We start from the raw sequence: 13245 nt of genomic DNA, 5'->3' as shown, positions 1-13245 counted from the left end.
CTGACGAGATTCGAGTCTTAGTCGAGTCGCTCGCTGCCGCAGTTGTTCGAGGCGCTGCGGTGTCGCACGCGCATATTGGAACGCTGGGCTGACTTTTCACGGCAACGCCGCCGGCCTTTGCAGGATTTCCGTACCGCGACAACGGCTGGCCCTTCGCGTCTTCCGGTCCAACGCGGCCACCGCAGCGAACAGACGCCCGCACAAGCCACAACCTCTCCCGCGCGAATCTGTCAATTATTGAAAAAGCGATGCCGACGATCGCCATTTGTCTCATTCGTCGATGCCCGAATCTTGATAAGTCGTTGTCGATTTGATAGTTTCCAGCCCCCATGAGCGCATTGTGCACAAGGCACATCGACGCTTGCGCCGTAGTCGGAATCGATGGCACTGCTTATAAACTGAGCGCCGCCATCGAACCGATAAGGCAAGCGCGGAATCCCTTGGCCAGGACACGAGGTCCCTCTCGGGCCGTTGGTCAGACAACAATAAATAACGTTTCGAATGTTCACGAATTTGCTCAAGGCGCTGTTCGGCGCGCGCCAGCCGGCCGATCTCGCGCGCGCAGCGCAATCGAATTGGAACGACTGGCTGTTGCCAATCCAGGCCGACGCCCCCGTCGGCGACGACCCCGCTTACGACGACACTTTCCAGGCCATCAAGGAAGAAGTCGCGAAACTCTCCGACATCGACGACGCGCTCATCTGCGATCTCGCCGAGCGCCTGCTCAGACAGCGGGCCAAGGACGTGCGCATCGCCGTCTATTACGTCTATGGCCGCATGCGACGCGATGGCGCCGAGGGCGTCGCGTCGGGCTTCGAACTGCTGTCGGCGCTAGTCGACCGCTTCGGCGACGCGCTACTCCCGGCGCGTGCGGCGTCGCGCCGCGCGGCGTTCGAATGGCTATGCGGCAGCACCTTCGCGGATCGGCTCGACCGCGTGCAGGGTCTGACCGACACGTTGCTGGAGCGCACGCTTTCGGCGCTGGCGCTTATCGATGAGCGCGTCGCATCGTGGCCGGAACAGGACCGCCCCGCGCTCGCGCCGTTGTTCCGGCGCTTCGAGGGCAGAATCGAGACCCCGCAGGCGAGCGACGGCTCACCGGCAACTCGCGCCGACGCGCCGGCATCCGCCGCGCTGCCCGCGTCTTCGGAAGTCGGATCTACGCGTGAGTTGCTCGATCGCGCCCGGCAAATGGCGCAATTCCTGCGCGAGCAGCCGCAAGGGTACTTGGCGGCATACCGCCTGATGCGCTGCGTGCGCTGGGACACGCTCACCGAGGCGCCGCCCTTCGAAGCGGGCGGCAAGACGCGCCTCGTCGGGCCGCGCAGCGAACTGCGCGCCAACCTCAAGCGCTTGCTTCTGCAAAAGCAGTGGCCGGAACTGCTCGAACGCGTCGAGCTGGCGTTTGCCGAAGGCGCGAATCATTTCTGGCTCGACTTGCAGTATTACGCATTTGTCGCGCAGGAGCAGGCGGGCGGCGAGTACGCGCAAGTGCGCGAAACGGCGGCGACGGACTGCGCGCTCATGCTCGAACGCTTACCCGGCCTGGAACATCTGCTCTTCGCGGACGGTTCGCCATTCGCCGACGACGCCACGCTCGAATGGATCGCGCGCCATGCAACGGTGCGCGACATCGAGCGAGGAGAAACCGCCGCGCCTGTCAGCGCCGCCGTCGCAAGCACCGATTGGTCAGAAACCGAAGCGCAAGCGAACGACATCGCCGCGCAGCAAGGGCTCGATGCAGCGCTCCGCCTGGTTGCAACGCCTGCCGGCGCACGACGAAGCGTCCATCTCGGGCGGCGAGCGTGAGCGCTTCATGCGCCAGCTCGTGATGGCGCGCGTGTGCGAACGTGCCGATCGCGCGGACACGGCTGCGCATCTGCTCTCGATGCTCGACGCCGAAGCGCAGCGCTACCAGCTCGCGCGCTGGGAGCCGTCGCTTGCGTTCGACGTCAAGCAGCACTTGTTGCGCATCCTGAGGATTCGCCTGAACCGCAAGGACGCCGACAAGCCTGCGCTCGCGACACGCATCGACTCCTTAATCGCCGATCTGACCGCGATCGATCCGGCGCGTGCGGTCGCGCTGGCGTGAGAGGCAATGGCAACGCGCATTCGACATCGACAATAAACAGGAAAACAGCATGCAGCATTCGAACTACTTCCGATGGAGCGGTCGCCTGACATCGCGGGCGGGCGTCGCGGCGGCGCTCGCGGCCGTATTCGCGGTCTCCGGCTGCGGCGCGTGGCAGGTCACGAAGGACAGTACGGTGGGCGCGGCCGAATGGCTCTTCACGACGCAGGTCAAGACCATGAACGTCGATCTCGACGCCCGCGCGTCCTTGAATGAAACCACTGCGGGCCTTCCGCTCTCCACGGTGGTGAGGTTCTATCAACTCAAGGATTCGAAGGCGTTCGCCCAGCTCGAATATGCCCAGTTGCAGGACAACGATCTCGAACTGCTCAAGCCGGATCTCGTCGCGACAAAAGACGTGGTGTTACGTCCGGGCGCGAGCGCGAGCGTGAGCGAGCCGATGGACAAGGACGCCGAATTCGTCGGCGTCGTGGCGTTTTTCCGCGCGCCCACCGGCGACGGCGAGTGGAAGCTGCTGATCCCGAAGAAGCAGTGGAAGGACACCGATCCGGTGAAGATTCAGCTACAGGGCAATCGACTGGCGTATGAGGGCGCGAAGCCGAAGCCCGTCAAGCGCGACGCGCCCCAGCAATCGGCGCCGGCGGCGGCATCGGCAAGTACCCCGGCGGCTTCTGCCGTGTCGGAGGCGTCGGCGGCGGGTAAGACGGCGTCGCAGGGTATCGACACCGCCACCGATGCGCTCAAGAGCGCGAAGGCCGGCGCGGGTGCGATTACCCGCAGCGTCGGAAACGTGTTGTCGAACTAGGGCGCGATAGCCGCGCCTGAGATCGGCCAGCGCCGGGCGGCGGCTGGCCGCGATCGCGGCTCCAGGAGAGGTTCACCGAATCGGCGCCCGCTCGTTGCACGCCGTCTTTCATCTCTTCTTCGATCCGTGAAGGCGACTCCTGGAATCACCGTCCTTCGCGCACACGCCGTTCGAGCCGGAAGATGCCGGGCGGCACGAAGTACGTGCCAAAGCGCACGAGCCCGCTCCTTTTCAGATGACAGGTCATCTCGAAGCTGACCTGCAAGCCCGGATCGTCGTTCTCGAGGATGCCGATATCGATCGCACGGATGCGCGGCTCGTACTTGAGCAGGGTCGTCTCCATCTGCTGCTTCAGCGCGTGAGACGAGCCGGGCAGTTCCTTATAGATGTTCGTCAAGTCCGGCAAACCATAGTCCGGCAGATGCTTGAGCGCCCCAGCGCGCGTGTTGAGAATGCGCCGGACATTCTGCTGCACGCTCAGCGCTTCGAGCGTGCGATCGTCGAAATTATGGATCGACTCTCCGTCGATCTGCCCGAGAAGCATGTCGTAAAGCGATGGACCAGCCGGCATGTCATCGTCCTCACGCGGCAGTGCTAACGCTCGATTCGCGATCGACGAATTCGATCGTCAGATTGCCTTCTTCCGAACTCGCGAGACGAATCGCCGCAGGCGCCACTCCCGTCGCCATGCGCGCGAGGAGTTCGCGCGACACGGTCGGCAGGATGCGCTGATCGAGGAAAGCGTCGACGCTGCGAGCGCCCGATTCACGCGCGACACACAGTTGCGCGAGCGATGCGACGAGCGAATCGTCGCAAAGGAGCTTGACGTCGTGCTGCCTTTGCAGCCTGTCGGCGACCTTGCCGAGCTTCAGGCGCACGATGGACGCGATCGCGTGCACATCGAGCGGGCGATAAACGAGCGTCTGGAAGCGCGCGAGCAGCGCCGGCTGGAAGTGTTTGACGAGCGGCTCGTGAATCGCATCGAGCAATGCGGGCTGTGCGATGTCCGGATTGTCTGTGGTGACTTCGTCGATTTGAGCGCTGCCCAGGTTCGACGTCATCAGGATCACGCAATTTCGGAAGTCGATGTCGCGGCCTTCGCCGTCGCGCATCGTGCCGCGATCGAATACCTGATAGAAGATGTCCAGCACGTCGCGATGCGCCTTTTCGACTTCATCGAGCAGGATGACGCTATAAGGCCGCTGGCGAACCGCTTCGGTGAGAATGCCGCCGCGGCCGTAGCCGACGTAGCCCGGCGGCGAGCCTTTCAGTTGCGATACGGTATGGGCTTCCTGATACTCGGACATGTTGATGGTGGTGAGCGCGGCCTCGCCACCGAAAAGCACGTCGGCGAGCGCGAGCGCCGTTTCGGTCTTGCCTACGCCAGACGTCCCCGCAAGCAGGAACACGCCGAGCGGGGCGTGTTCGCTCTTCAGTCCGGCCTTCGCCGTGCGCAGGCTCTCCGCGAGCATGGCGAGCGCGTCGTCCTGCGCGACGACGCGCGCAGCCAATTGCTGTTCCAGCGTGAGCAGATTGGCGAGTTCATCCTCGACCAGACTGCCGACGGGCACGCCGGTCCATTCGGCCACGACGCGCGCGATGGCCTGCGCATCGACATCGGCGAAAACGAGCGGCGCTTTGCCTTGAGCGTCCGCGAGCGTCTGCTTGGCCTGTGCGAGCGCGGCAGCTTGTGGCTTACTGCTGCCGTCGCCACGCTGGTCGAGCAGCGCGCGCACCATCGAGAGCTCGCGCGCGTAACGTGCGGTGAGCGCGTCGACGTTCTGCGCAGCTTGCGCAATCGATTCTTCCAGCGCACCGCGTCGTGTCCCGGCGTCCGCGACGCCTGCCTGCTCGTCGGCATCGAGCGCGGCGCGTTCCATTTCGAGCGCGGCGAGCGCGGCGCGCGCGCGCTGCAGTTCGACTGGGGGCGTGTCGAGACCCATCCGCACGCGAGCCGCTGCGGTGTCGATCAGATCGACGGCCTTGTCGGGCAACTGGCGCGCGGGAATGTAGCGGCGCGACAGCTTGACGGCGGCGATGAGCGCCTCGTCGCGGATGTGCACGTCATGGTGCTTCGCATAGCGGCTGGCGAGTCCGCGCAGCATGAGGCACGCGGTGTCGTCGTCGGGTTCTTCCACCTTCACGAGCTGAAAGCGGCGTTCCAGCGCCGCATCGCGCTCGAAGTATTCCTTGTATTCGGACCAGGTGGTCGCCGCGATCGTTCGCAGCTCGCCGCGCGCCAGTGCGGGCTTGAGCAGGTTGGCCGCATCCGAGCCGCCGGCCGCGTTGCCTGCGCCGATCAGCGTGTGCGCTTCGTCGATGAAAAGCAGCACCGGCGTCGCCGATGCCTTCACCTCGTCGATGACATTCTTCAGGCGCTGCTCGAACTCGCCTTTGACGCCCGCGCCGGCCTGGAGAAGACCGAGATCGAGCGTGAGAACGCGCACGTCGCGCAAGAGCGTGGGCACGCTGCCATCCACGACGCGCAGCGCCAGCCCCTCGACGAGCGCAGTCTTGCCGACGCCCGGCTCGCCGACGAGGATCGGATTGTTCTTTCGACGGCGCACCAGCACGTCGATCATCTGCTGGATTTCGCGATCCCGCCCGAACACGGGATCGACCTCGCCGCGACGCGCCTTCTCGGTCAGATCGATGGCGAAACGGGAAAGCGCGTCGCCCTCGGTCGAGCGATGCGCGGCATTCCCGGCTTCGGGCGCAGCGTGGCTCGGCGCGGGCGTCTCGCTGTCGCTTGCATCGGATTCATCAACCGGCGCATGCGTCTCGTTCTCGCACGATTGACGCCCGAGACGCGGCAGCAGGCGTTCGATCTGCGCGCCCGACAGCGAGAAGAGCGGCCACGCGTCCTGCGTTCGCATGACGTGCGGCGCGGCGATGATGGCTTGCAACAGATGCGCCGAGCGGATCGTCCCGTCGATGTCCGTGCGCGACGCGATGTTCCATGCGTCCTGCAGCACGCTCGCCAGTTGCAGCGACAGCGCGGGCATGCCACGCAGATTGCGCGGCAGACGATCGATGGCGGCAAGCAGCGCGTTCCAGATGGCGTCGACGTCCAGTTCGTAGTGGCGCAGGATTGCCGGAAGGTCTCCGTCACCCGCCTCGATCAGCTTCAGCAGCCAGTGCTCGACGGTGATTTCGTCGCACAGGCGCGTCTGGCACAGGCTCGCGGCGGCTTCGAGCGTGCGGGCGCAGTGCGAGTTGAGCCGGCGAAGCAGATGAGTGGTGTCACGCAGAGTCATATCGGGCAGGCAAAGAGACAGCGGAAAGCGGGGCAAGCGCAGAAACGCTCGAATTCGATGGTGAGGCCAGCCTGCTTGCGCGGACTGGCCCGTGAACCGGTTCGGTCAGTGCGGCCGAAGCGGTTCGGGTGCGAGCTCAGGTGCTGTTACGAGCGCTCGTTCCAGGTGTCGGCGTGGATGATGTTGCCGTCCTTGTACGCCCAGGTGATCTTCTCGTAGCGCAGTTCCACTTCTTCGAGATGGTTGTGCTTCTCGAAGTCGGGGATCTTGATGTCGAGCATCTTCGGACGGACGGCGACGACCTTCACGTTCTCGAGCTTGGTGTTGAAGTATTCCTTCTCCTTGCCCGCGTCGTCGATCTTGTACCACTTCAGTTCGACGGACTTGAGCGTCTGGCCGCTCGTCACCGCTTTGTAGAGGTACGGCGTGGACGCGTCGGTTTCCTTCGTGAAGGTGATCGGCGCGTGCACGCGGGTGCCCGTGAGCTTGCCCGTGTTGCCGTCGGTCGGAATGTGGATGCCGTGATCGAACGCCACGACTTCGACGCTGCCTTCGCGGCCCTGCACGGTCACCGAACCCTTGATGTCTGCGCCGCCGTCATCTTTGAGCCACATGTATGCTGGAATTGCCATTTGCTGCTCCTTCTTAGTACTACACACTATGGACGGGACGCTTCTCCCGTGCCTCAATAACCCGGCACCGAAGCGCCGGGATTCCAACTGCTGCTACTTCGATGTATCCGGCACCAGCGTGATCTCCACGCGACGATTCCTCGCGCGGCCCTCGGGCGTGTCGTTTCCGGCGATGGGCCGTGTGTCGCCGTAGCCCTGAATCGCGAACTGCGTGGCCGCGATGCCCGAGGCGTCGACGAGCCAGTCCCGAAGCGCGGCGGCGCGTGCATTGGACAGCGCCCGATTGCTCGCAGGATTGCCCGCGTTGTCCGTATAGCCGGCCACGAGGATGCGCTTGCCGGGGTGGGCCTTGATCATCTCGAGCGCACCGACGAGCGCCCGGTTGGAACCGGTCTTGAGTTGCGCCTTGCCGCTGTCGAACAGCGACATGCTGTCGAGCGTGATCACGGCGGGAGGCGGCGGTGGCGGCTGATAGCTGGCGATCGTGCGATCGAGGGCGGGCATGAGCGGCGCGCCGTGGTACAGACCGAACGACAGGCGCAGGGGCACGCCGGTGCGCGAGTACCGGTCGAGTTCGTCGCGGTCGGCGACCAGCGCGTTCAACGCATCGCGGCGCGCGGCATCGTGATCGGCGGGAATGGCCCCGTATCGTTCGATATCGCCGTCGACGCGCGCGAGCAGCGCCGTGTTGTTGCGCGCGGCACCCCAACATGCGACGGCCAGCGTAAGCGCTGCGATGCCGATGGCATGCGCGAACGCGGCTACGCGCGGTGAAACGCGAACGCGGCGCGGCGCCGGCTCGATCAGCGCTTGCGGCAGTGGCCAGGGCGCGGGCGATGCGGCGACGTCGCCGGGTGCGATCCGCGTTTGCAGCTGGACTTCGCGCTCCCACGGCTTTTTCGCGTTGCTCGCCGGGCCGCAATCGATCCAGCCTGCGCCATGAAGCGGCCACGCGGCGGCGGGCTGGCGCGGGTCGGTCAGCGTGCGCAAGACGACGCGTTCGGTCCAGCCGACGATGGAGGCAAGGCCCGCCGCGTGCGCTGCCGCATGCGGGTCGGCGGCGCAGCGCCTGGCGTCGGCTTCGGCGTTTTCTATCACGGCTGCGAAGCGATGCACGTCGATGGGCGACGTGCCGGACGATGCGCCGTACCATTGCGGGCCCGCCGCTGCGTCCCGAGGCGCAACACGCGTGAGCCGCTGATAGACGGCGATGTACGCAGGCAGTCGCGCGCCTGTCATGCGAGACGCATCCGCGAGCGCCTGACGCGCGATGCGCAAGGTTTGCGCGAGTGCGTCCTCGTCGTCATGGAGGGCGGGCGCAACGCTCAGGACGACGCCGTCGGGCGCCTGTCCGTCGCGCCATTGCATCATCGCGAGCGCCACGCGCGGCAGATCGGGCGCGCGATCGACCCGCACCCACAGCGCGCCATCGCCGATGAAAACGAGACGTTGCTTGCCGTCGGCGTGATTGAAGAGCGCGGCGAGCGCATCGCCTGTCACGAGCACCAGCGGCATGCGGGTGCGCAGTTCCACCGGCACATCGGCGGTCGCTGCGCCAAGGGCGTCGAGTACCCGAGCGCTGTGCGCGCGCGTCTTGGCGAGGCTATGCGTGCGCCATCCGATCGTCAGCATCGCAGCGAGCGCGATAAGCACCGTCAAGGACCACGCCGACGCGGGCGCGAGAGGGACGACGAGCCAGAGCGCAGCCAGGGCCAGCGCGGCGGCGAGCGCGACGACGATGCGAAGCGGATAGCCTGATCGCTGCACGGCCATCACGGCTTGACGGCCTTGGGGACGATCGCGGCGAGTTGCGCGTCGAGCGCGATGTGCCATGCGAGCCACACGGCGAGCGCCACGGCGGCGCCGATACCCGCAATCACCCAGGGCGAAAGCCGCCGGAACCAGTCACTCATGCGGGCGCCGTCATGCTCGATCAGAAACGTCGGCTGACGTTCCGGACGAAGGCGCTCGATGAGTGCCGTCAGTTCGGAGATCACTACGTCGCGCTTTTCCTTGCCCTCGATCGCGTATCGTCCCATGAAGCCTAGACCGAGCACGGCGGCATAGCATTCCAGCAAATCGACCTGAGGCGACGCTTCGCGCATGCGTGCTTGCAGGCGCTCGAAGACATATTCGCCGGCATTGTGATGTTTGAGCCGCTCCACCTGAAGCGGCTGGGTGACCCACTGCGCCTTGCTGTGGTCATCCAGGTAGCGAAGCGCGGTCTCGTCCAGAAGCGCGCATTGGGCGACGATCGCATCGTCGATGACGTCGCGTGTAAAGCCGCGCTGAGTCAGCCCCGCCTCGAACCGCGCGATGAGTTCGCCGCACCGACTGCGCAGCGCTTCATAGTCGCCGGCGCTGCCGCCCGTCGAGAGCGTGGATACGAGCAGTGCGGTATCGCGCAGCAGGTCGCGCATGCCGATGCCGGCGGCGCCCGGGGTGCCGTCCGTTGCGGACGCACGGGTTACGGGTTCCGCGCGTTCGCGTGAGTAAGCCAGTGTGGTCATGAGCGTAGCACCGCGTACAGTTCAAGCGTCGCATCGGGGATGGATGCGGGCAGATAGATCTTGCATGCGCGAGCTGCCAGCATGCGGGCATAGGCGGGACTCGCGGCGTCGAGCGCAAAGTAGTGGTTGTCCAGTCGCACAGGCATGGCGGACGGCACGCGCTGCACGGACTTGAGCCCGATGCCGGTGAGCGCGGAATTGACGATGTGCTCGACATCATCCGGCGCTCCGATCTTGCACAGCCGCGGAATGCGTTCGACGAGTTCGAACGCCGGCATCGACGCATTGACCGACAGATACCAGTCGGCCGCGTCGTCCACGATGCGATCGTCGAGTATCTGACCGGACCATGTGGAGGCATCCGCGTGCGTGAGTCCAATGGACACGACCCGCGATGGAATGATTGCGTCCAGCAGGCGACGAATCAGCGCTTCGAGTTCGCTCAGGACTTCGTCGGCGCGCGCGTGGTCGTACAGTGGAATATCGGTAAGTTGCGAGCCGGTGGAAAACGTCATGAGCGCACTGACGAGTTCCGCGAGGACGTTGTAGAGGCGCTCGGGCGGCTGGTCTGCATGCGACGCCAGAAACCGCAGCTTGGGCCACGCCGCATGAATGCAATGCAGCAGCCAGAAGAGCTGGACGTCCGCGACGCCGTATTCGGCGACCTGCTCGATGCGCTCGCTGCGGCGCGCGCCCAGCGCGAGACTTTTGGCGAGCAGAATGTCGCAGAGACGGTTGATGCGCTCGACATGCAATGCGTGACCGCTCAGGCTCAGGCATGGCGGGACGTAGCGCGAATCGAGCGCGAAGTGTCCGCTGGTCGAACGCGTGAGCCGGGCGATGGCGCACACCGTATCGTCCGCATGCGGCTCGAAGTCGAACAACAGGCGAAGCGCGTGGCGCTCGGCGGCAATCTCGACCTCGTCGCTTCCATTCATATCGACGACTTTCACGAACTCCCGATACGAGCGTCGAGGGCGCGTCGACGCGTTCTCGCCCATGCGGCAGTTGTTGCCGTTGGCATCGGGCAACGCCAGCGCCGCCAGCACCGTGACGCTCTGGACGTCGACGGGAATACCTTGCGTCAGATCGCGCGCGGGCGGAAGCGCGTGGGCCACGGTGGTGTCGATCGGCGTGCCATCGGGAAAGCGCAACTTCAGGCGCGTGAGCTTCACGCGGCCCGACGCGAGGGCGTCCTCGTCGATTTCCACGCCGAGCGTTCCCCAGGGCTGCGCGAGTGCCGCGCATGAAAGCTGTCGAAGTGCGAACTCGTTCCAACGCTCCTGCTGCTGGAAATGCTGCTGCGTCAGAATGAGGCCTTCGTGCCAAAGCGGTTTTTCGATCCGCATGTGTACTCGCGTTTTGCTTATTGTCGAATGAGGCGCGAGATTCTATCGCTCAAGCATTCGTTCGTATAGCTATCCATCCGAACGCGTTCGAATGATTTATCTCGTATGCGTTACGCGACGGGTCCTGCGTACCGGTCGATGTCAAATGATGTGGCAGGTTTGTGCTTCAAGTCTCGGAAAACCATCGCGACCGGCACCGGCGTCGGAGCAATAAGTCGTTGAAGATCAACAGCGTTGTTCGCAAGCGCAGCCGTTGATCGACGTTCACGCGCCGCTTCAGGCCGCGGTTGTCAGTCTTGCGCGAGAACTGTTCTAATAGCTCCCCATTAACACGAGAAGAAGTCGGCAGGCATCGATGCGTTCACGGGGAAAGGCGGTTTCTTTCGAAAGACAGGCGCGGTTTCATTCGCCCTTGTTAGGAATTCGTCGATGGTCCGGCTCAATTCGAGAACGCCTGCATTTATTTAGTGAGGACTATTAATGGACAGCTTTCAAAGGGAAATTCCCAAGAGCCGGGTATCGATCACCCTGGATCTCCACACCGGCGGCGCGCAGAAGAAAGTCGAGTTGCCGCTCAAGCTCCTCGTGGCGGGCGATTTCAGCGCCGGCCGTGAGCAGGCGCCGTTGTCGGAGCGCAAGAAGGTGAACATCGACAAGAACAACTTCGATGCGGTGCTGGCCGATTACGCGCCCGATCTGAAGTTCGCGGCCGACAACACGCTTGCCAGCGACGGCTCGGAATTGCCGGTGAATCTGTCGTTCCGCTCGATGAAGGACTTCGAACCGGAACAGGTCGCACGTCAGATTCCGGAACTGCAGGCGCTTCTCGCGGTGCGCAATCTGCTGCGCGACCTCAAGTCGAATTTGCTGGACAACGCCACGTTCCGCCGCGAGTTCGAGAAAATTCTAAAAAGCAAGGAGCTGTCGGAGAAGCTGCGCGGCGAACTGTCGCAGATCGCCACAGCCGCGACGCAGCCTGAAGGGCACGCGTAAGCGCGCACATCCGAGAAGCATTGCAGACAGGACTACACATGAGCAAGAACCCCTCTACCCGGCAAAGCGCGGCGGCGCAAACCGTCGTACTCGACGCATCGCAGGACACGAGCGTCTATGCGTCGCTGTGCGACAAGATCAATCTTCACCCGGTCGCGCAAGCGCGTCCGCTCGAAGCGTTCCGTGACAACGACATGCTGTCGGAAGCATCCGCTGACGAGCGTCTCGCGCGCGGCATGGGCGCGTTCCTCGATCTGGTCGCGCAGAGCAGCAAGCCGGTGGATCGGCTGGACAAATCCCTGCTGGATTTCTTCATCGGCCAACTGGATCGCCAGATTAGCAGCCAGCTCGACGCGGTCATGCACAACCCCGAGTTTCAGGCACTCGAAGGCCGCTGGCGCGGTCTGAAGATGCTCGTGAGCCGCACCGATTTCCGCAAGAACGCGCGCATCGAAGTGCTGGATGTGTCCAAGGACGCGCTCACTCGCGACTTCGAAGACGCGCCGGAACTGATTCAGAGCGGGCTGTATCGCCTGACTTACATCGAAGAGTACGACACGCCGGGCGGCCAGCCGATTAGCGCGCTCGTCAGCGACTTCGAGTTCGCCAATTCGCCGCAAGACGTGGCGCTTCTGCGCAACATCTCGAAGGTGGCGGCGGCGGCGCATATGCCGTTCATCGGGTCGGTGGGGGCCGCTTTCTTCGGCAAGAAGTCGATGGAAGAGGTCGCGGCCATTCAGGACATCGGCAACTACTTCGACCGCGCGGAATACATCAAGTGGAAGAGCTTCCGCGATACGGACGACGCCCGCTACGTCGGTCTCGTGATGCCGCGCGTTCTGGGCCGTCTGCCCTACGGCAAGGACACCACGCCGGTGCGCGCCTTCAACTACGAAGAGCAGGTCAAAGGCCCTGACCATGACCGCTATCTGTGGGTGAACGCCTCGTTCGCGTTCGCGGCCAATATGACGCGCAGCTTCGTCAACAATGGCTGGTGCGTGCAGATTCGCGGTCCGCAAGCGGGCGGCAAGGTCGAAGACTTGCCGGTGCATCTGTACGATCTGGGCACCGGCGTGCAGCCGAAGATTCCGACCGAAGTGCTGATTCCGGAGACGCGCGAGTTCGAATTCGCGAACCTCGGCTTCATCCCGCTCTCGTTCTACAAGAATCACGACTTCGCATGCTTCTTCTCCGCGAATTCGACGCAGAAGCCTGCGCTGTACGAGACCAAGGAAGCGACGGCCAATAGCCGTATCAATGCGCGCCTGCCTTATATCTTTCTGCTCTCGCGCATCGCACACTATCTGAAGCTGATTCAGCGCGAGAACATCGGCACGACGAAGGACCGCCGGCTGCTCGAACTGGAGCTGAACAACTGGATCAAGAGCCTCGTCACCGAGATGAAAGATCCGGGCGACGAACTCCAGGCGTCGCACCCGCTGCGCGAGGCGAAGGTGATGGTCGAGGACATCGAGGACAATCCGGGCTTCTTCCGCATCAAGCTCTTCATCGTGCCGCACTTCCAGGTGGAAGGCATGGATATCGGCTTGTCGCTCGTTTCGCAGATGCCGAAAGCAAAGAGCTGATTCGACGTAGCCAGAAGGCGT

General features: G+C 64.1%; 9 protein-coding genes and 1 pseudogene. 4 read left to right on the top strand and 6 right to left on the bottom strand.

Annotated features, from left to right (window positions below):
• Positions 1-501 precede the first annotated feature (501 nt).
• A pseudogene (gene tssA, locus LDZ27_RS21370) lies at positions 502-2092 on the top strand (type VI secretion system protein TssA).
• Positions 2093-2141: 49 nt separating this feature from the next.
• Positions 2142-2897, top strand: a complete 756-nt coding sequence (tssJ, locus tag LDZ27_RS21365; RefSeq protein WP_244817793.1) for a type VI secretion system lipoprotein TssJ — start codon at positions 2142-2144, stop codon at positions 2895-2897.
• A 145-nt stretch (positions 2898-3042) separates the two neighbouring features.
• Here the strand turns inward: tssJ and tssE are convergent, their stop codons facing one another.
• From tssE to tssK, 6 genes are all read right to left on the bottom strand, one after another.
• Positions 3043-3468: a type VI secretion system baseplate subunit TssE gene (gene tssE / locus LDZ27_RS21360; RefSeq protein WP_244817792.1), complete on the bottom strand. Its 426-nt coding sequence runs from the start codon at positions 3466-3468 to the stop codon at positions 3043-3045.
• Positions 3469-3478: 10 nt separating this feature from the next.
• Positions 3479-6154 carry a type VI secretion system ATPase TssH gene (tssH, locus tag LDZ27_RS21355; RefSeq protein ID WP_244817791.1) on the bottom strand — a complete coding sequence of 892 codons (2676 nt, stop codon included), beginning with the start codon at positions 6152-6154 and terminating at the stop codon, positions 3479-3481.
• 146 nt (positions 6155-6300) lie between these two features.
• Positions 6301-6786, bottom strand: coding sequence for an Hcp family type VI secretion system effector (locus LDZ27_RS21350; RefSeq protein WP_244817790.1), 486 nt, complete (start codon positions 6784-6786; stop codon positions 6301-6303).
• Positions 6787-6879: 93 nt separating this feature from the next.
• Complete coding sequence (locus LDZ27_RS21345; RefSeq protein ID WP_244817789.1) at positions 6880-8559, bottom strand: OmpA family protein; 1680 nt, start codon at positions 8557-8559, stop codon at positions 6880-6882.
• On the bottom strand, positions 8559-9296 hold the full coding sequence (locus LDZ27_RS21340; RefSeq protein ID WP_244817788.1) for a DotU family type IV/VI secretion system protein: 738 nt from the start codon (positions 9294-9296) through the stop codon (positions 8559-8561). Before LDZ27_RS21340 ends, LDZ27_RS21345 begins: the two co-directional genes overlap by 1 nt.
• A complete protein-coding gene (gene tssK / locus LDZ27_RS21335; protein ID WP_244817787.1) occupies positions 9293-10645 on the bottom strand; it encodes a type VI secretion system baseplate subunit TssK in 1353 nt (450 codons plus the stop codon). Before tssK ends, LDZ27_RS21340 begins: the two co-directional genes overlap by 4 nt.
• A 480-nt stretch (positions 10646-11125) precedes the next feature.
• Between tssK and tssB the strand changes: the two genes are divergently transcribed.
• Together tssB and tssC are read left to right on the top strand one after the other, a co-directional pair.
• Positions 11126-11638 carry a type VI secretion system contractile sheath small subunit gene (tssB, locus tag LDZ27_RS21330; RefSeq protein ID WP_244817786.1) on the top strand — a complete coding sequence of 171 codons (513 nt, stop codon included), beginning with the start codon at positions 11126-11128 and terminating at the stop codon, positions 11636-11638.
• 38 nt (positions 11639-11676) lie between these two features.
• Positions 11677-13224, top strand: a complete 1548-nt coding sequence (tssC, locus tag LDZ27_RS21325; RefSeq protein ID WP_244817785.1) for a type VI secretion system contractile sheath large subunit — start codon at positions 11677-11679, stop codon at positions 13222-13224.
• Positions 13225-13245 lie beyond the last annotated feature (21 nt).

The organism is Caballeronia sp. Lep1P3 (assembly GCF_022879595.1).
GTDB lineage: Bacteria > Pseudomonadota > Gammaproteobacteria > Burkholderiales > Burkholderiaceae > Caballeronia.
This window is presented reverse-complemented; position numbering and strand designations above follow the sequence as displayed.